The organism is Azospirillum thermophilum, from assembly GCF_003130795.1.
Lineage (GTDB): Bacteria > Pseudomonadota > Alphaproteobacteria > Azospirillales > Azospirillaceae > Azospirillum > Azospirillum thermophilum.
In genome coordinates, this window is record NZ_CP029360.1 from 36,007 (window position 1) to 54,887 (window position 18,881).

The 18,881-nt window shown below is 70.3% G+C and carries 15 protein-coding genes; all 15 read right to left on the reverse strand.

Annotated elements, in window-relative coordinates; translation table 11 throughout:
• Positions 1–5 precede the first annotated feature (5 nt).
• The 15 genes from DEW08_RS30485 to DEW08_RS30555 all read right to left on the reverse strand — a co-directional run bounded on the left by DEW08_RS30485 (position 6) and on the right by DEW08_RS30555 (position 18,785).
• Positions 6–1,730: a hypothetical protein gene (locus DEW08_RS30485; protein ID WP_109334569.1), complete on the reverse strand. Its 1,725-nt coding sequence runs from the start codon at positions 1,728–1,730 to the stop codon at positions 6–8.
• Positions 1,730–8,497: a phage tail length tape measure family protein gene (locus DEW08_RS30490; protein ID WP_109334571.1), complete on the reverse strand. Its 6,768-nt coding sequence runs from the start codon at positions 8,495–8,497 to the stop codon at positions 1,730–1,732. Before DEW08_RS30490 ends, DEW08_RS30485 begins: the two co-directional genes overlap by 1 nt.
• Before the next feature lie 7 nt (positions 8,498–8,504).
• On the reverse strand, positions 8,505–9,206 hold the full coding sequence (locus DEW08_RS30495; protein WP_109334573.1) for a hypothetical protein: 702 nt from the start codon (positions 9,204–9,206) through the stop codon (positions 8,505–8,507).
• Positions 9,207–9,214: 8 nt separating this feature from the next.
• Complete coding sequence (locus tag DEW08_RS30500) at positions 9,215–9,469, reverse strand: hypothetical protein (RefSeq protein WP_245987101.1); 255 nt, start codon at positions 9,467–9,469, stop codon at positions 9,215–9,217.
• A 125-nt stretch (positions 9,470–9,594) separates the two neighbouring features.
• The gene (locus DEW08_RS30505) at positions 9,595–10,086 is read right to left on the reverse strand and encodes a hypothetical protein (RefSeq protein ID WP_245987102.1); all 492 of its coding nucleotides are present in this window, start codon (positions 10,084–10,086) and stop codon (positions 9,595–9,597) included.
• A 135-nt stretch (positions 10,087–10,221) separates the two neighbouring features.
• Positions 10,222–11,703 carry a phage tail tube protein gene (locus DEW08_RS30510; RefSeq protein ID WP_109334575.1) on the reverse strand — a complete coding sequence of 494 codons (1,482 nt, stop codon included), beginning with the start codon at positions 11,701–11,703 and terminating at the stop codon, positions 10,222–10,224.
• A gap of 62 nt (positions 11,704–11,765) precedes the next feature.
• Positions 11,766–11,945 carry a hypothetical protein gene (locus DEW08_RS30515; protein ID WP_109334577.1) on the reverse strand — a complete coding sequence of 60 codons (180 nt, stop codon included), beginning with the start codon at positions 11,943–11,945 and terminating at the stop codon, positions 11,766–11,768.
• Positions 11,946–11,948: 3 nt separating this feature from the next.
• Positions 11,949–12,383, reverse strand: a complete 435-nt coding sequence (locus DEW08_RS30520; RefSeq protein WP_109334579.1) for a hypothetical protein — start codon at positions 12,381–12,383, stop codon at positions 11,949–11,951.
• Between the two features lies 1 nt (position 12,384).
• On the reverse strand, positions 12,385–12,735 hold the full coding sequence (locus tag DEW08_RS30525; RefSeq protein ID WP_109334581.1) for a hypothetical protein: 351 nt from the start codon (positions 12,733–12,735) through the stop codon (positions 12,385–12,387).
• A 4-nt stretch (positions 12,736–12,739) separates the two neighbouring features.
• The gene (locus DEW08_RS30530) at positions 12,740–13,384 is read right to left on the reverse strand and encodes a hypothetical protein (RefSeq protein WP_109334583.1); all 645 of its coding nucleotides are present in this window, start codon (positions 13,382–13,384) and stop codon (positions 12,740–12,742) included.
• Between the two features lies 1 nt (position 13,385).
• Positions 13,386–13,598: a hypothetical protein gene (locus DEW08_RS30535; protein ID WP_109334585.1), complete on the reverse strand. Its 213-nt coding sequence runs from the start codon at positions 13,596–13,598 to the stop codon at positions 13,386–13,388.
• A 49-nt stretch (positions 13,599–13,647) separates the two neighbouring features.
• Entirely contained in the window at positions 13,648–14,103 is a 456-nt protein-coding gene (locus DEW08_RS30540; RefSeq protein ID WP_109334587.1) for a hypothetical protein, read from the reverse strand.
• A gap of 65 nt (positions 14,104–14,168) precedes the next feature.
• Positions 14,169–15,425, reverse strand: a complete 1,257-nt coding sequence (locus DEW08_RS30545) for a phage major capsid protein (protein ID WP_109334589.1) — start codon at positions 15,423–15,425, stop codon at positions 14,169–14,171.
• 72 nt (positions 15,426–15,497) lie between these two features.
• Complete coding sequence (locus tag DEW08_RS30550; RefSeq protein WP_109334591.1) at positions 15,498–16,652, reverse strand: HK97 family phage prohead protease; 1,155 nt, start codon at positions 16,650–16,652, stop codon at positions 15,498–15,500.
• Positions 16,653–16,838: 186 nt separating this feature from the next.
• On the reverse strand, positions 16,839–18,785 hold the full coding sequence (locus DEW08_RS30555) for a phage portal protein (protein ID WP_109334593.1): 1,947 nt from the start codon (positions 18,783–18,785) through the stop codon (positions 16,839–16,841).
• Between the last annotated feature and the right edge of the window lie 96 nt (positions 18,786–18,881).

Here is an 18,881-nt window from a genome sequence, read left to right on the forward strand (position 1 = left end):
CCTCGTCAGACCTCGATCACGAGCTCGGTCCACTCGCCTTCCGATACCTCGGCCACCACCCCGACCTGGCCGGCCTCGAGACCGTAGTCGTCCCACTGAATCACCACTTCGTCGCCGAGGTCGAAGTAGAAGGGAGGGGTGTCGGGCACGCAGCTGAAATGCGCCCGGTTGCCCAACCAGTGCGAGAGCTGCGCCTGCAGCACGGTTTCGCAGTCGACCTTGTGCGCGAGGCAGGTCTCAACGATCGCTGGATCCTGGGCGCGGAGGTGCAACAGGTCGCGGGTGGTCAGATCCTTGGCCTCGGCGGTCTCCTGGGCCCGGCCGAGCCAACGGCGCCGCTCGGGCCCTCCAACCGGATCGACTGCGCCGGGGGTATCGTCGCCTTTCAGCTGGCTCGATTGCTGCGGCGTCCAATTCCGATCGTAGCCGCCCCTGATCCGCCAGGGCGGCGGGTAGACGCCAGACGGCAGCTCTTTCGGCCGCAGGTCGATCAGCGTGCCGTCGGCTTTCGACAGCAGGCAGCGCGGCTGGCCGGTTGCCACCTTCCAGGCGCCGACCTGTAGCTGGCCGCGCCAGCTGAAGGAGCCCCAGCCGCCCGGCGCGAGCAGCCGCTGGATCAGCTCCAGGATGGTCGGCTCCTCCGAGTGCGACACATAGAGCTGCACCTCGCCCGGCCGGTCGGCGGCGAACCGGGCGAAGTGCACGGCCGACTTCCGCGCTGCCGGCAGACCGCCGCGGCGGAACGCCAGGTCCTCGATCACCTGGGCGGCGGTATTGAGGTAGACGCCGTCGAGTATGAGGCCGTCGAAGTCGCAGGTCACGTCGCCGACCGGCTCGGCGGAGAGGCTGAAGGTGGACGCGGTCAGGTCGACGGTGGGCACATCGGCCGGCAGAAGCGGCACGCCGGCGACCCGGACGGCCCGCAGGGCGCGCGATCTGCCGTCGTTCCACTGGTAGGTCGGCGGGTTGTTTCCGACACGAGTGGGCGTGACGTTGTTGCAGGCGCCATACCCGATCGGCTTTCGCCGGTTGGCGATGTCAGGCAGCGCCGTGTCCGGATAGGTCGCGGATTGCGCCGGCTTATCAAGCAGGTAGTCCCAATCCCTCAGTCTGACGCGCACGGTGTCATCGTCACCGGGCACCACATCCCTGGCAGTGCACTCGAACACGACCTCGGTCGAGCCGTCGGGCAGTGGCTGCCGCAGCTCCACCGGCCGGCCGTCGACCGCGACCCGGCGCAGCAGGCCGCTCCATTCCCCCTCCCGATTGTCGATCTCCAGGTCGCCGAGGCTGGCAGTCGCCCAGCCGCCGACCGTGCCGCCGTTGAGCAGCGAGCGCGAGAAGGTAGGCGTGCGCAAGCCGTCAACGAACTCCTGATGGTCGCGGTCGACGTAGGTCTGGGTGCCGAAGCGCAGCATGACGTCCCCAATGTCGAGGGTGATGCGGTCGCGGCGCGCCCCAAAGGGAGCCGCCGCGAAGGGAGAGGTGCCGAACATGACGTAGCCCTGGGCAGTGGCGAGAACGATGCGCCCAGCGGAGCGCGCCGGTGCCGGTGCCACCGCGGCCGGGACCGGCGGCTGCCAGACCGGGCGGCGACTGAAGCCTTTCAGGACGACGAGCGACGCGAGCTCCGGACGCGCCGGCGGCCGCGGCAGGCTGTCCAGGTCGATCGCCGTCGGCGCCGGCGCCGGCAGTGGCCGATCGTCGATCTGCACCAGGTAGAGCCGCATCACGCGGCCCGTCCGGCGTTCGGCAGCGTGCCGGCGTCCCCGGCCTTCTTGAGCAGGGTCCGCAGCGCCGCGAGCGCCTTTTCCTGCCGCGCCCCGGTCGCCTTCAGCGCTTGGAGAAGCGCCTGCTGATCCTCGGACTTGAGCACGATGGCTCGCACCACCTGCTGCAGGGCCTCGACCACCGCCTGGTTGTCGGTGACTACCGTGGTGGTGGTGGTGTTGCCGCCGGCGACCCGCCGCATCAGGTCGACGCTGGCCCGGCTGGTCATGACCAGCGAGCCGGTCGGCAGCCGGATCAGCTCCGGACCGGCGTCGTTGACCATGGTGAGGCCGGACGCCGGGCCGCCGACGGCATGCGGCAGTCGGTTGATCGCGTCGACGATCGTCGAGTAGCCGTCGGCCGCCTTCATCGCCGGCAGGCCCGCTACCTCGCCCATGATCTTGCGCCAGAAATCGGTGGCGCCGGAGGACCCATACAGGGCGGTGTAGGCGGTCAGCAGCCGGTCGGCCGAGTTGGCGATGCGCCCGAGCGCGTCGTTGTCGTTGGCGGCCGCCTTGGCCAGATCGCTCTGGTACGAGGCGAGCGCGTTGGTGTAAGCGACCCCAGTGCTGACACCGGCCGAGCTGGTGCCCAGCTTGGCGCTGAGCCAGTCGTAGAGCGACTTGGACGATTGCGTCAGCGCCGCCGTCGCTTCGGCCGCCGATCTGGCCTGGGCCGCCTGCCGCTCGAGGGCGTGGGTATACTGCAGGGCCTGGCGCAGCACAGGGTCGGTGACCGCCGCCAGCTCCTGTGCCTGCGCGATCTCCAGTTGTCGCAAGTCGTAGGCTTGCTGCGACACCTGACCGAGAGCGACCTGAGCCGCCATGTTGCGCGTGGCGTAGTCCTGCAGCACCTTCTGTTGGACTTGCCAGGCTCTTACCTCTGCCCAGGTCGCGGCGACGTCCTCGCCCAGCGCCCGGAGCGCCGCACCTCCCTCAAGCAGCTTGGTGACGGCGGCCGCATCGTCGCCGACCGCTACCATGATCGACCCGAGCTGCTTGGCGAGCAGGTCGAGCGTCGGCCCGACCGGCTGCCCGGCTGCTTGCATAGCCATCGCCGCCTGCCGCCAGCCCTCGAACGCGCTCAACGTCGTGTCGACGAAGGACAGCCCAGACAGCTGGCGCCGCGCCGCGTCGAACATGCGGGTCGCGGCGCGCGAGAAGGACTCGGCCAGGCCGTCCGTCGTCACCCCCAGTTCGGCAGCCCGGGCCTGGGTCTGCACAAACTGCACCGACATCGCCATCAGCTGCTGGCCGAATTGATCCGGTGCGGCCTTGGCGATGCCGTCGAAGGCCTTCGTGAAGTCCTGAGACGCGAACTGGATGTTCGCGACAAGCTGCTCGACCGGCAGGCCGATGGACGCCTGCAGGGCACGCTGGATGTTCTGGGCGATGATCGGATTGCCGTCCTGCGCCCACTTGGTCGTGCCGTCGGAGAGGATGGCCTGCAACGTCTCGGACACCAGGGCAGCGGCCAGGGCGGTCGGGTCGCTGTACTGCGTCCGGTTCCCCTCGCCGCGGTTGATGTACCAGGACCGGTCCTTCTCGAAATATTGTACCTCGGGCAGGACACGGCTCTGGGTGTTGGTCGCGCCGACCGCGTTCAGGGTCGCGTTGAGGGTCTGGGCTATGGAGGTCACGACCTGCGATACCGCGTCGGTGCTGCCACCGTTGTCGGCGACCGCCCCGCGCGACTCGAAGGTGTTCCCGTATCCGGCACCCAGCGACGCAGCGCTGTTCGGGCCGACGGACTTCTTCTGGGTGCCGATCAGCCCCATGATGCCACCCACTACGGCGCCGATGCCAAGCCCGATCGGGCCGCCGAGCGCCCCGAGCCCCATGTAGCTGGCGAGGCCTGCCGCCCCGGCGCCCAGCGCAGCACCCGACAAACCGCCGACCGCTTTCGAGTTAGCGGCGGACCCGATCATGCCACCCAGAAACCCGCCGAACGCACCGGCACCGGCCGCGCCGAGATAGGCGGACAGGCCGCCGGTCACCCCGGTAGCGGCCGTCCCGGCACCAGGCTGGTAGGCCGCGGCAAGCTCGGCGGCGGTGAGGTGCGGATTGGCAGCCTGAAGCATGGCGAGCTCGGAGGCCTGCACTGCCGCCGACGGCGTGGCATAGGTCAGAGATCCGACCCCGAGGGATTCCGCCCCCCACATGTCGATGGTACCCATCAGACCCTGGCCGCCGACAGCCTTGTCGAGGGCCCAGCCGCCGGCCTTCTGCAAGCCGAAGCTGGTCAGCTGCCCCATTGCGCCGCCGCCGCCGGCGACTGCGCCGCTGCCGGGCGAGCCGGAGGAGAACAGCGAGGAGACCCAGGCCCACAGGCCGGAGGCCGCCCGGCCGATCACACCGGCATAGCCGGTCGCCGCGGTGGCCAGCACGCCGGCGCCGTTGGCGGCCATGGCCTGGGCCTCGGCCGCGCTGATGGCGTTCTCCTCCAACTGGGTCATCGGCTTGACCACGCGGTCGGCCGCCGCGCCGGCCTCTTCGGTTGCGGTTCCGACGCCGAGCGCCGCATCGACCGCTGCGCGCTGCGCCTCGGTAAGCGCCTGCTGGGTACTGACCGCCTGCTGCTGCTGGGCGATCGCGTCGAGCTGCAGCTGCAGCCCCTTCTCGTCGATCGCCGCGACCTTCTGGGCGACCCCACCGGCCCGCTCGTAGGCCACGGCGCTGCTCTTGACCGCCGCGACATAGGCGGCTCCGCTGGTGGTGACATGGCCCGAGTAGGTGGAGAGCGCCCGATCGAGGTCGCCGCCGGCTCGCACCAGGTGTTCTTTAAGGATGCGGGCGCCGACGTCGATGTTCTGAGCCGGGTCGTAGGCATCGGTCATGCCGTAGGCGCGGACATTGGCTGGCATGATCTGCATCAGCCCGGCGGCGCCGCTCGTCCGGTTGCGCGCCGCCGGGTTCCAGCTCGATTCCTGCTGGATGATGCCCTTGATGACATTCGCGTCGAGGCCGTATTTCTGCGCGGCCGCCTGGATGATGCCCTCGAGGTCGCCGGCGTCCTTCACAGCCACCGGAATGGCGGTGCCCAGGTTTCCGGTCATCGCCTCGATGTCGAGCGCCGCTGACCGGCCGGCGACCTGCACCCACATCGGGTTGGTCTCGCTCGCCCCGAGCCCGCGGTTGACCTGCCCGATCAGCCTGTCGATCAGCCCGTTGTCGTTGGCGGCGCGCGGCGTGTTGTCGTTGGCCTGCTGCGGCACAGGACCGGCCATGATCTGCGTCAGCAGGCCGGAGACGGCCGTCTCGGCAGGCTTGGTGATCGCCTGGCGCACCACGATGCGCTTGAGGTCCTGCCCCAGCGAGGCAATCGCGTCGGATGCCTTGCGCGCACCCACCAGCACATCCTCGAAGGCGGTGCCGATCGGCTGGGCGATATTCGCCGCATTCTGCGCCGCCTCCTGCAGCAGCGCGTTGACGCGGGCCAGTTCGCCGGCCTGGCGGATGTAGGCCTGCGTGCCGGCATCCGCGAGGTTCGCCCCCTTGTCCCGCAGGTCATTGGCGGCCTGGAGCATGGCGATCTGCTGCGCCCGGGCGGCGTTGGATTGGCCGAGCAGGGCAAATTCGGCGTTGGCCAGCTCCACCGAACGCCGCTGCTCGGTCGCCATTTGCGCGAACTGGGCGTTGCGTTGGGCGATATCCCGGGCCGCGACGCCGCGGGCCAGGCCGGCGATCTCATCGCCGTCACGCCGGGGGTCGAGGCCGCGCCGGCGGGCCTCGGCCAGCACCTCGTTGGCCAGCGTCGCCTCCCGCGCGGCCACGGCGCCCTGCGCCCAGGCGGCGGCGAGCCGTTCGGCGTCCTGCGTCTGCTCCTTCAGGTGCGCCGCGAACTGCGCTGCCTGCAGGGCGCGCTGGGCGTCGTCCAGCTTGCGCAGGCGGTCGACGATCTGGTCATAGGGCTCGACCGTACCGCGGGCCACCTCGGCCAGGGCCTTCTGGTGGATCGCCGCTTCCCTCACCGCGGCGGAGGAAACCCCATAGGCCCGGGCCAGCAGCTCGTTTCCGCGCACCTCGGCGGCAGCGGCGCGGATGGTGTCGGCAACCGCTACGGTCAACTGCAGGAGCGCCTCTTTGCGGCGCACATCGCGGATGTCGTCAGCCGCAGCCCCGCGCAGCCGGCGGTCGCGGATCTCCTCCTCGGCCCGTAGGTCGGCCTGGGCGAGAGCGCGCTGGACCGCGTTGCCGCGCATAGCCTCCGACAGCCGCTCATAGGCTGCGGCCTGCTCCTCGACATACTTCGCCGCCGCCGGGTCGGGCGGACCGCTGCGCGCGTTGGAGGTCCCTGCGGTCCTGGGGGCGCCCGTGCTGGTCTTCGGCGCCGCGGCGGCCTCCTCCTTCTCGAGCTTGGACAGCTGCTGCAGCAGCTCGATACGGCGCAGGATGATCCGTTCATGCGCCGCCTGGACCCCCTCCGTCTTCTCGGGCAGGCGGGCATACTGCGCCTCGAGTTCGCCAAGTTCCTTGCGGAGGCCGGCGATCTGCTCAACCCGGGTAGGGGCGATTCCGCCGGAGGTCTTCTCCAGCAGCCATGCCAGCCCTTCGAGGCCGCGGATGACGATCGGCTGGCTGGCCAGGGCGTCCAGCAGCCGGTTGTAGGCCGCAGTCACCCGCTCGAGGGCAGCCCCAAGCGGGCTGAGGCTCAGCTCATGCAGGCCGTCGAACTGGCGATGCAGCGCCCCAACGGCGACCGACAGCATGCCGGCCTGGTCGCCGTGCCGCGCCATGGTCTCGATCTGCTTGCGCTCGCTGGTCGTCAGGAAATTGAACTGATCGTCCAGCTTCCGGATACCCTGGTAGCCCTCGGTGAGGGCGTCGGTCAGCGTCTTGACCGCGCCGGCGACGTCGCCGGTGCTGGCCGCCATATCCCTGGAGATCGACACCACATCGCCGACCAGGGCCGCAGGCAGGCCGCGGGCGCCGGCGAGGGTACGGACCGACGCATAGGCTGCATCGCTGCTGACCCCTTGCTGGCGCATTTGGGCCTCGATCCCACGGAGCTGCGTCGCCGTCACCCCTGAGGCATTGCCCATTGCCTGGATGTCGACCGTCAGCTGCCGGGTATGGGCGCTGACCTGCACTGCCCGGCCGACGATCAGCGCCATGGCGGCGAGGAGCGCCGTGATCCCGGCGATCGCCAGCGTCACCGGCGACATCAGCAGGGTGATAGCGGCGCGCAACCCACCCACCGCCATCACGGCCTGCGGGCCCTGCTGGGCGATCGCCATGATCGGGGACTGGCCGCTGGCCAGCTGCACCCCGAGGTCCTGGATCTGATAGCTGAGGTTGGTGACCTGGTGTGCGGCCAGCTTCACCGAGCCGGCCGCCGCGGTGGCGGCACCGGACTGCTCGGCGAGCGCCTTGGTCAGCGCGGCATGGCGTTCCGGGCTGATGCGCTGCTCGGCGAGCGCCTTATCGAGCAGGGCCTGGTCGGCGGCCGCCTGTCGGGCTGCCGCCCCCGTCTTGTCGAGCCGGTCCTCGAGGTCCTGCAGGGCCGAGGCCTGCTGGCGCGCCGCGATCGCCGCCGGCGACATGGCCTCGGCAACCCGACGCTCATCCGCCGCCAGCTCCTCGGCCGACTTCCCGGCTGCCGCGGCGCCGGCGCGCAGCGTGGCCAGGGCCGCCTCATAGCGCTGCTGGGCGGCGATGCCGGGATCGATCTGCGCCATCACCCGACCATAGGAAGTGGCGAGCTGCTCCTGCTCCTTCTTCAGCGCCGCCGTCTTGGCGACCGCGGGATCGTGCTGGGCGGTGTAGGCGGCGAGGATGCGGGCGCCTTCCGCCTCCTCGATGCCGGCGCGACGGATGGTGTCGCGCAGCTCGGCGAGCCCGGCCTCGTACTTGCGCTGGGCGACGTCGACCAGCCCGAGGGATTCCCGGTAGCGGTCGAGCGCTTGGTCCGCTGCGGCAAAGGCCGCCGTGATGTCGTCGAGGCGGCGGGCGGAGGCTTCGGCGTCCCCGGTCATCAGCGTCAGCCGGGTGGCGCCGGAGGCACCGCTGCCGGTCGTCTGGTACTTCAGCGCGCCGATCGGGATGACGGTGCTGGCCTGCCGCGAGACGCCGGTGTTGTCGTTGATCGTCTTCTGGACCGCGCTCACGCCCCGCAGCGCGGTCTCCAGCCCGCGGGCGCCGGCGATCCACTCGGCGAAGGAGGCCCGGCCGGCCTGGAAGTCGGCGTTGAGCAGCTGCAGGGCTCGGGCGGTGCCGTTGACTGCCGACGTCGCTTCGGCGGCTGTCTCATAGACCTTGGCCATGGCGCCCGCCCATGACCCGGCAGCGGCCGTCGCCGCGGCGGCACCGCGGGCCATGGCGTCCGTCGCCGCGATCTTCGCGCGGACGGCGGCCATATCCCTCTCGTGCTGGGCGATCACCTTCTCGAGGGCGATCTGCTCACGCGCCTGCAGAACGAGCCGTTCCTCGGCTTTCTGCGCAGCGGACAGCTCGGACGCTTCAAGATCGTCCTTCGCCCGCTGATACTGGCGGGTCACCGCGGTCAGTCTGGCGGTCAGCCTCTCGGCATCGCCAAATTGCCGGAGGATCTGCTCGCCGGTCCTGCCCTGCCGACGCACCTGAGTTTCGAGCACCTCGATGTGGCCACCGGCATTTTCGGCCGCCGCGCCCATCTTGTTAAGCGCGGACGTGGTCGCATCGATGGCATCGGTGGCGCGGTCGTCATACCCGACGACCAGCGTCTCGACCTGCTGCTGTTCTGCTGCCATGGCGACCTCAGCGGCGGCTGGTGATGATCAGGGCGGGGGATTCCACCGGCTTGCCCAGCCGGCGGCGGGACCGGCCCTTGTTGGTGACCTGCTCGGCGCGCAGCAGGTACTGTCCGGGGAACCGCATGGTGTAGACCCGCTTCACGGTGACGAAGTCGCCGTAGCGGGCGGCGATCGCCTTGGCCGCGGCGTCGAACAGCCCGGGCGGGACGCTGAACGTCAGAGACTGATGGCCGACGAGCTGCACGTCGACCTTGCGGCTGTACGGCTGGGTGTTGCCGATGACGATCTCGGCGCCGGGCGGCACCGCCCCCGGCTCGAAAACAGAGGCCGGGATGAACCGGCCGTTCACCCCGACATAGAAACCGTCCCGGTAATGCGCCGTCTTGCCGGTCTTCGGGTTGATCGGCGCCGCCGACCGCGGCGGCGAGCGCGCGATCAGGAACTCGAGGGCAAAGGCGGTGACGGCGCCGAGGCTGGAGAAACGGTAGACGATCTGCCCGCCGCCGGCGGGTGCCACCGTGTCCTCAGGAGCCCCTTCCCTGCCGTCGACCCACCAGCGGTAGGACGGCGATGCCCGTCCGGCGGCGATCAGCGCGTCACGCTCGCGCCGCGCCACCTCCGCCAGCCGGCGGGACTGGGCCGCCGGCGACAAGGTGCGGTCAATGAACAGCGACAGCTGGCGCTGGAAGGCGCGGACATTGCCCATGGGCGACCTCACTCCACGTCGCCGGCCTTGGCGGCCCGGTCGACCTGCTCGGCGTGCCAGACGAGGAACACCTCATCCATGGCGCGCAGCAGTTTCAGCAGGCTGTCGGGATCGAGCCGGTGCTGCGCCGCATAGGCCATCGCCGCGGCCCAGGGAATCCGGCAGGGCGTGGCCGGTCCGAGGCCGCCGCCGCGCCACTGCCGGTCGTCGGTGAGGTCGTGCCACGCGCGCCACGCCCATTGGCACCAGGGTTCGACCTCCACCGCCTCCTCGCCGCCGGCACGGTGGGCGGCGATCGCCGCCGCCGCGTCCGGGTCCTCCTCCGCGAGCTCGTCCAGCAGCTCATCGGTGGCGGCCCGGCCGGCGAGCCAGTCCCGCAGCGCCGCCGTCAGTTTCCCTGGGCGGCCTGCAGATCCTCGGCCTTGGCTTCCGCCGCCATCGTGGCGGCGGTGAAGGCGAGGTCGAGCAGCCGGGACCCGCGCGGCTCCAGGATCAGGTCGCAGAACTCGGCGAAGGTCAGCGCGCGGCCGCCGATGATGCACTGGTCGACGTCGACCAGGCTGTGCTGGATGAGGCAGCGGGCATTGATCGCGCGCTTGGTCGAAACCGGCAGCCGGTTGGCATCGCCGCCGAACCCCTTCGCCGCGCTGCGCTGCTGGCGGGTCTGGGCATCATAGTAGGCGTCCGGCAGACCGCGGGTGCGGATGCGCAGGGCGCGGTCGGGATCCGGCGTGATCCAGACGCCGTCGCGCGCCACGGACTCGTCGACCAGCAGGTCGGCGAGATCATCGATCGGCTGCGCCGCCGGGGCCGACTGCGCGGCCGGCGTGGAGACCGGATTGGCCTCGTGGATCTCCTGCGAAACGATTTCGGTGTGCATCTTGGTCTCTCTCGCTTGGTCGTTGGTCGGAGACGCGATGGGTGGGCGGGCGCCGACCAACGCCCGCCCCGGCTCGCGCGAACCGTCATGCCGCCCGATGGGCAGCCTCTGTCCCGTTGGCCGCCGGGATTCCGGTCACTGGTAGTATTCGATGCGGTTGAGAAGCAGCTGCGCCCCGGTCAGACTGTCCTTCGAGGCGCTGAACCGCGGCGCCAGCGTGACGTCCTGATTCTTGCCGCCGACGGCCGGGTCGCCCTCCTTCGCGGTGAGGCGCGGCGCCTCCCAGATCATCGCCCGGCCGCCCTTCTCGAGGCGGCAGTTGACGCCGACCTGCTGGCCGGTCTCGATCAGCTGCAGCAGCGAGCTCGAGCCGAAGAAGGTGTCCAGCTCCACCGCGACGTCGCACGAGCCGTCGGCGATCTCGACCGGGCCCGGAGAAAATGCGTCGCCGTCGGACAGCGCGTCGCGGGCCCGCAGGTTGTTGTTGATGGTGAACTTGATGGACCGCGCCCAGTCGGGCCGGCCCAGGGCGGAGCCGCCGACCCCGATGCGCCCGCAGTTGGCCGAAAAGGCCATCACCGGGTATGCCGCCATGTCGGGCGCCTCGTCCGGCGTGTCATCCAGCGACACCGTGCCCGAGCCGCCGCCCATCCCCATGAAGGATACCGAGCCGGTCGCCGGCTTCTTGGCCGCCCCGCCGAACTCCAGCGTGTTCACACGCATGCCGGCCTGGACGATGTAGGTCGGCGTGGTCTGCCCCATGTAGCCCCGCTCCAGCGAGACGCTGCGGATCGCAACGCCGTTGCGGATGGTATCGCCGAACCACAGGCGGATCGTCTTGCCGGCGCCGGCGTCGACCGCCCAGCCGGCGGCCGGCCGGTTGTCGAGCGTCAGGGCATGGGCGGCGATGCCGATGATGCGCGCCCAGACGTTGCAGCCATCCGTGTCGAAGCGGTAGCCGGCGGCGGTGCCGCCGATCTTGACCCACTGCCCGACCGACAGGCCCAGCGTGGTGAAGTCGAGCGCGGTGGATGCGAGCCCGGTCAGGGTCGCCGTGATGTCGCCCGCCGCCCCCTCGGCGCCGACCACCTTCATCCTGGCGGCGGCCCCGGGGGCGGCGTCGTCGACCAGTCCGGAGGCGGCGAAGGCCGGTACGGTGGCGGATCCCGTGGTGACCTTGCGCACCCCGTTGTTGGCGGCGCTGAACCCGGAGAACAGCACCAGGTGCCCGGCGGCGAAAGCGGTACCGGCGGCGACCGCAACCACCTGGGTGGCGGCCGTGACGCTGGCAATCGCCGACGCCGGCGTGCCGTCGTTCTCGCGGGAGGGCGTGTTGACCCAGTCGTTGCAGAAGGCCGAGGCAATCTCGGCGTCGAGCAGCGAGCCGGGGACCGGGTAGTGCCATTCGATGGCCAGCTGCCCGCCGTTGGTCTGGCCGACCGCCATCGGGTCGGCGTTCATGCGGTCGTCGCGCAGCTCGGCGGAGTCCTCGTAATCGGTCTTGGAGGTCAGCCCGATCGAGGTGACGCGCTGCTTGCGCATGCGCGGGTTGGCGGGAGTGGTGCCGGGCACCGATTCCGCGACGCCGGTGAGACGGACGCGGTTCGAACTGGTCATGGACGGCTCCTTTCAGCCATGAAAAAAGCCGCCCGGAGGCGGCTTGCTGTCAGACGGGGGGCTCAGCCGGCGGCCGCGGCCTTCTCGGCCTTCCTGGCGGGCTGCTGCGGGGCGATGTGGCCGAGCGCCACCCAGCGCTCGAAGGGCAGCGGCCCATCGATGTCCGCCGGCGTGACGGGCTGGCCGACGGCAAAGCGCCGGGTCGGGGTGCAGAACTCCTTGGCGACCTTGTACTCGTTCATCTCTCAACCTCTCTTCCACTCGATGATGACCTGCATGCTCCACCAGTTCCCGGCATCGTCGGTGGAGCCGATGGCAGGGAAGGTGACGTCGCCGAACTCGATCGAGCCCGTATCGCCGCGGCACATCTCGGCGAAGGCCCGCAGCACTTGGCGGCACAGCCGGCTGCCGGTGCCGACCGGCACCATGGCCAGGACGAGCAGCTCGCCGGTCTCCACCCAGCGCTCGGCACGCGGGTCGCCGGTGCCGATCGACTGCTGGTCCCACAGGCGGCCGTCGACCAGCACCTTCAGCCAGTGCTGCGGCCGGTCCTGGTCGTCATAGGGCGGGGGCGGCGTGAACGGCTCGTTGTCCCAGCTGATCGGGCAGGTCTCAGCCTGATCGGGCCACTGCGCCGCGACGAAGGCGCGCAGCAGGTCGAATGCGATGTCGGTGGCCATGTCAGCCTCTTGCCTGGATCCAGAACAGCCCGGCACGCGGGCCCGGGTCCTGGATGGTCAGGGACCGGCCGGTGCCGCGCTGCCAGCCGCCGGCGCCGTCGAACTCGGGGTCGAGCACTACGGTGTCACCGTGCAGCACCGGCAGCGGCCAGCCGGCAGCGGCGAGGTCGGCCGCCAGGACGATGACCTGGTGGTCGCCCTGCACGATGTTGCCAGCCAGCTCATGCACGCCGAAGGCGCGCGACAGCCCCTTCACCACCACGGTGATGAAGGGGGTCGGGCCGCCGACCTGGCGGCGCAGCACCACCGGCCGGCCGCGACGATGGATCAGTTTGGAAACGTTGCGCGACATGGGTTTACCCGATTACCGGGCAGACCAGGTTTTCCGAGCGCAGGCCGGCCATGATGTCGGCCGGGATGCCGGAGCCGCCCGGGCCGGTGCCGCCGATCCAGTATTCCTCGCGGGTCGAGCCCTCGATCGACAGCGCCTTCAGCGCCAGGTCGCGGCCGGCAGCCTCATGGCGCAGCCGGACCAGCCGGATCACCGCGCTGCGCAGCGCCGCCGGCACATCGGCCATCACCCAGCCGGCCGTCCCGGCAATGGTAACCGCCCCACCCCAGCTCTGCCGGTCGACGCGAGCGAGCAGCAGGGCGTCGGAATCCAGCGTATAGGCCGCGGGATCGAGCGGCACCCCGTCGACCGCCACGACCAGCGTGGCAGGGTCGAGCCCGGGCCGCCAGGGCAGGATCAGCTGGCGGACGGCGGCAGCCTCCGCCGCGGTGTAGGCGATGGTGACCGCCTCCTCGAGGAAGGTCCGCCGCCGCCGCTGGTCGGCGGCGACGCGGCAGGCGCCGCAGACCAGGTCGCTGTCATCGCGGATCCAGCCGGCGAGGACCTCGTCGGAGAGATCCGCCGGCGTCACGCCCAGCTCCGCCCGCACGCGGGCGGCGTCCACCAGGGAGCGGTCGCCGACCGGCGCCGCGACGGTCAGCGTCGGCATGTCAGGCCGCCGGCTCCGACTGGGCCTTGCCCTTGCCCTTCGGGTCGGGCTTGGCCGCCTCCTCGCCGGCCGGCGGCTCGGCCGTGGGATCCTCGGCCTCGAGCGCCTCGGCCACCTGGCGGTCGATCAGCGACCGGGCGCGAGCAGGGTCGAACTTGGCGACGTCGCCCGTCAGATAGGGCGGTGCGGGCTTGGTGAAACGGACAGCGGTCATGGAACTCTCCTCGGGTCAGGCGGCGCCGGCTGACCGGCGCCGCGCGGGATCAGGTGGGGGACGGCAGGCTGTCGAAGCCGCCGAAGGACCAGGCGGCCACCAGCTGGGCGGTGTCGGTGTCGGCCGCCGACAGATCGGGCTGGAAGACCACCCGGACGTAGCGGCGGGCGCCGGTCAGGCAGACCTTGCCGGTGACCTGGCCGGAACCGGTGGCGGTGGCCACCACGCCGGCCGGGCCGAAGCTGGCGAAGTCGGCCCAGGCGGCGCCGTCGGCGGAGTCCTGGACCTTGTAGGCGCCGATCGACAGCGTCTTGCCGGCGCCGAGCGTCGCGGTGAAGAGCAGGCTGACCAGGGCGGAGGCCGGCAGGCCAAGCGCGGCCCGGTCGATCGAGAGGCCGTTGACCACGGCGTTGTCGCCGGCGGCGCCGGCAACGATGGAGGTGACGGCCGAGCCGGCACGGGCGGTGATGACCGACCCGATGTCGGTCTGCAGGATGCGCAGCATGGGGAGATGCTCCCAGGTGTCAGGGGGATAGGCCGGCCGCCGTCGCGGCCGGCATCACGAACCGGTCAGCGCCACTTGACCGAGACGATGACGGCCACGGCACCGTCGTGCCGCATGTGGAAGTCGTGTTCCGCGATGCCGCGGAAGAGGGTCTCGTCCCGCTCGAAGGCGTTGCGCTGCGTACCTCCCTCGTCCGTGTAGGTGCTCTCGGTCGACATGGCGAGGGACAGGGTGAGAGCGTCGAAGATCATCGCCTGCGACATGTCGCCGAACAGGATTTCGGTTTCGTCGCCGCCGGCCCCGAGGTTCTGCGGAATGCGCGTCGTCGTCTTGAAGGGGTAGCCGCGCAGGGTGCCACGCGCGGTCATTTCCTCCTTGTAGACGTAGAAGCCGTTGCTGTTCTTGAGGTTCAGCAGGAACTCCTTGATGCGCGGGTTGAAGAACCAAACCGGCTGCAGCATCGGGATATCGCCCAGCTCCAGCGCCAGGATGGCGGCCGACAGCTCCTGGTCGATGCTCTCCAGGTCGAATGCCGCCTTCGAGGGGATCCGGTTCTGCGGCAGCGCGATCGTGCGCATGCCCTTCGGCCATTCGCCGGTGCCGTCGCCGCGCAGGAAGGCGAGGTCCTCGGTGCCGGCGAGACCGAGCACCACGTCGTCCTGCACCATCGCATCGGTGGCGGACGAGGTGTAACGCAGCCAGTCGTTGGACACCGGCGTCAGCACCGTCAGCTTCTTGAAGCTCGCCACGATGTTGCCGGTCCCGAGCTGCTGCGTCCCGGCCTTGGCGCCCTCGCCGCCATAGGTGCCGGTGACGCCGCTGGTCTGCTTCGGCATCCGCATGGTGCCCCGCGGCATCGGGATGACCCGGGGCCCCGAGGCGCGCACCACGGTGCGCGGCCGCAGCAGCTCGATCACCTCGTTGGCGACGTCCTCCGCCAGCGTCGCACCGCCGGAGGCCGCCACGGCGGTGTTGAGCGACTTGGTGACCGGGTGGGACTCGCCCATGTGCTTTTCGGCCCACTGCTGGGCCAGCATGTGGTTGCCGCCGGCGTGGTAGAGCGCCTTCACGAGGCCGCCGAGCTTGGCGACCTTGGTGGCCGGCTGCGCCGGAGCGGTCGGCATCACCGGGGTGTTGGGCTGGCCCACGGTGGGCTCGGCGGTATCGGCGGCCAGCTGCTGGGCCTTGAGGGCCCGCTCGATCTGGGCCTTGAGCGCGACGACTTCGGCCTCCTTCTTTTCGAAGGCCGCCGCGTCGGCGGTCAGGGTCCCCAGCTCGTCGACCGCCTTGGCGTACTGCTGGCGGAGAAGCGTGATGTTCATGATGACTCCTTGAAATGAAAAAGGCCGCCCTTCCGGACGGCCCACGGCCCTTCGCCAGCGGCGACAGAGGGTTCAGCAGATGGCCAGGCGCAGCGCCTTCACGCGCCGGTCCCGCGCGGCCTTTTCCGGGGCGCTCGCCTCGTCCGGCTTGCCGGCGGCCCCTTCGATCAGGTCGACGGCGGCCTTGATGTCGGACTCGTTCGCGGCCGACAGGACCCGGCCGGCCTTGATGATGGCGGCGCAGCTCTTCGCCCGCGCCACGGCCGCCGCCTTGGTGACCGGGGCGGCCAGCAGGGCCGAGCAGTCGGCGCCGCACGAGCCGCAGAACTTGGTGACGCAGGGCGTGCCGCAGCTGGGGCAGCTGCGCGGCTCGGCATCCTCGCCGGCGACCCTGGCCAGCAGCTCGGCGACCTCCTCGGTGGTCATCGCCACCAGCGCCTCGCCCATGGCATTCATGGCGGCGGCCAGCATGCCGGGCACCGGCGAGGCGTCCTCCTCGAGGGCGGCCTCCCAGGCGACGTCGGACTGCAAGAAGCCGAACTGGCGCAGCAGGTCGGCCATCCAGGCGACGTCATAAAGGGACTTCACCACCAGCTTGGGCGGCGACGCCGTGTTCGTCGAACGGGTGACCAGTTTCCAGCCGGGCTCAAGCACCAGCGGACCGGTACCGCTCTTGTAGGCGGTCCACATGGCGGCCAACCGCTTGCGCTGCTCGTCCGTCATGGGCCCGGTGACCCGGATAGCGACCGGCGAGGCCTCACCGGCCCCGGCGGACCGCTGCACCACCAGGGCGTCGGCCTGGGCGGGGATCGAGACGAAGGAGAACTCGAGCAGCTCGGAGGCGGTGAACTCGAAGCCGCCCGACGTGAGCGGCTTGACCTCGAGCGGGTTGAAGCCGACCGACACGCCGTTGATCGCGCCGGCCTTGACCAGCTTGCAGATGCGGTCGGCGGTGGGGTCGAGCCCCTCCGCGTAGAATTCCACCAGGGCCTCGGTCTGCCCCCCCCGCTTGACCAGCTCGAGGCAGCGGGCCACCGGGGCGTCCTGGTTATGGTTCCACAGGACGATCGGATTCTTCAGGAAGTTGGTGGCATCGATCCCTTCCTGCTTCACCACGTCACCGGCGCGGTCGGTGGCATCGGTGGAAATGATGACGCGCACCTGGCGGGGCCCCAGCCCGTCGGCGGCGGCCAGCGTGCTGGGCAGGAACTTGCGCTTGATGGTCATGGAACGGTCCTTTCCGAACCCCGCCTTGAACCGCCGCGGGGAGGGGCGTGCGGCAGGCGTTGAACAAACGTCCGACCGGAGCTATTATTGAGCGTGACCGCCGTGTCGACCGGACAATGCGGGCCGGCGTCGGCCCACCGACAAGGTGGCTCGGCTGACGTATGGGGTAACGTCCATACCCGGCGGTCACCTCGCCTTCTTCAGCGGCAGATACGAGTTCAGATCGGAGAGAACCCGCTCTTCGACGGAACTCGCGCTCCACACTGCGTTTGTAACAATCTCCGTGCGGCTTCGCTTCGAGGTTTTGGGGACACGGATGTTGTAATTGAGTGCAACCGTGATCCGCGCAAAAGACGTGCCACCCGGTTGCCGAACCGCATAGATAAGATTTCCAGTTCTGACATCGAGGTATGCCGGTGCTGTCTTCAGGATTTCTTTGAGTGCGCTGAACGTAGCCGGCGATACGTTTTTCGTTCCCTTTGCCGGCCGAGTCATAGAGGCGACCTCCTCAGACCCGATGGTGACTCCCCGCCGTTGCAGCGTGATCCCTTCGGCCGCAAGTGCGCGTTCGATGTCCGGTCGAACGGTCCCGACCCGACGGACAAAGTGACGGAAGCGGGCTTTCTTTCCCGACCCGACAGCGCCTTGCAGGCGCGCACCCATCGCCTCGAACCAGGCGGCCAGCCTAGTGCCGCTGATCCCGGCAACCTTGGCCCAGCGGCCATTCTTGTCCCGTGGCTGATCCTCATGTCCCTTGGTCACCAGGTCAAAAGGGCGCTGCGCCACCTCCCCGGCGCTCTTGTCCATCCGCTCGCTGTCGGGCGGCCGACCGGCGCCGTCGGGCGCTGATCCGGAGGCGTGGCTGCCGGTGGCCGCCATGTTGGTCGGCGCCAGCAGGGTGTCACCGCCCGGCACGGGCGGCAGTGACCGGTCGAACACCCAGCGAGCCTCGTTCTGCGTCAGGATGCCGCCGGCGACTCCCTGCCGCGCCGTCTGCATGCGGGTCCCCGGGTCGGCCCGGAACAGGTCGGAGAGGTCGAAGTCGACCTCGAGCTGCTGCTCCCAGAGGCGGAAGTGGAAATCCAGGCGCTTTTCCCAGCGGGTGAAGCGCGGGGACAAGGTGTTGTCCAGGTAGTCCGAGTCCTGCGCCGCCACGTTCCCGTTGGTCGCCCGCTCGAGCTTTGCCACCTTGTGCGGCGGCATCCGGAAGAAGCGGCAGATGTCTTCGACCTGGAAGTTGCGGGAGGCCAGGAACTCCAGGTCGGTCGAGGACAGCGACAGGGTCTCGGGCTTGAGCCCCTGTTCGAGCACCGCGGTGCCGCCGGACTTGGCCACGCCGGCGTTGAGCTCCTCCCATTCCGCCTTGATCCTGCGGGCCGCCGGCTCGGACAGCTCCTGCTCGGTTACCAGCACCACGGCCGGCCGGGCGCCGTTGCGCATCCAGGCGGCCGCCTGTTGTTCCTGTGCCAGCGACAGGCCGATCGCGTCAGCCGCGAACCCGATGCGCGGCGAGCCGTAGAGCAGCGAGAAGCCGACGTCCTGCAGATGCAGCACATTTTCGGCCGGCACCCGCAGGCTGCCGGTGCGCCCAAACAGCCGCGCGAAGAGCGACCGCTCGACGTTGCCCGACGGAGCGAAGCTGTAGAACACCGACCCGTCGGTGGCTTCCAGGATGGTCACCCGGTCGGGGTTCATCGGGACCCAGGCCGCCGGATTGCCGCGGCCGTCGGTGATGTTGACGATGTAGGCGTTGCTCTTGAGGCCGAGGCAGCGCTCGACCATGCCGCAGAACTGATACCAGTCCTGATAGTCGTTCGGCCGGCGGAACCGCTCGGCGATCGGGTGGTCGGTGATCTCCACCCGGCCGCCCGGCATCAGCCGCCCGTCGTCCAGCGTCCGATCAGGCAGCTTGCGGTACAGCCGCGGCGTCGCCCGCGCGACGTCCTCGGCCGGAATGTTGACGCAGGCGAAGACGGTCGAGACCTTCATCGCATTCGCCTGGTTGACCGCGATCCCTACTGCCGACCGGGTGTTGATGAGCTCCCGCCAGCCGCCGGACCCGGCGGCACCGGAGGCGGCCGCCCCGTCGGCCGACTTGGCCACCCCGGCGATCGACCCGAACAGGCCGCGCATCAGCCCATCCTCCGCGCGATCAGGAACACGCCGCCGAGCACCAGCAGGCCACCGGTCATGAAGCCTGCCGGCGGCCACGCCAGCCAGGCGCCGTAG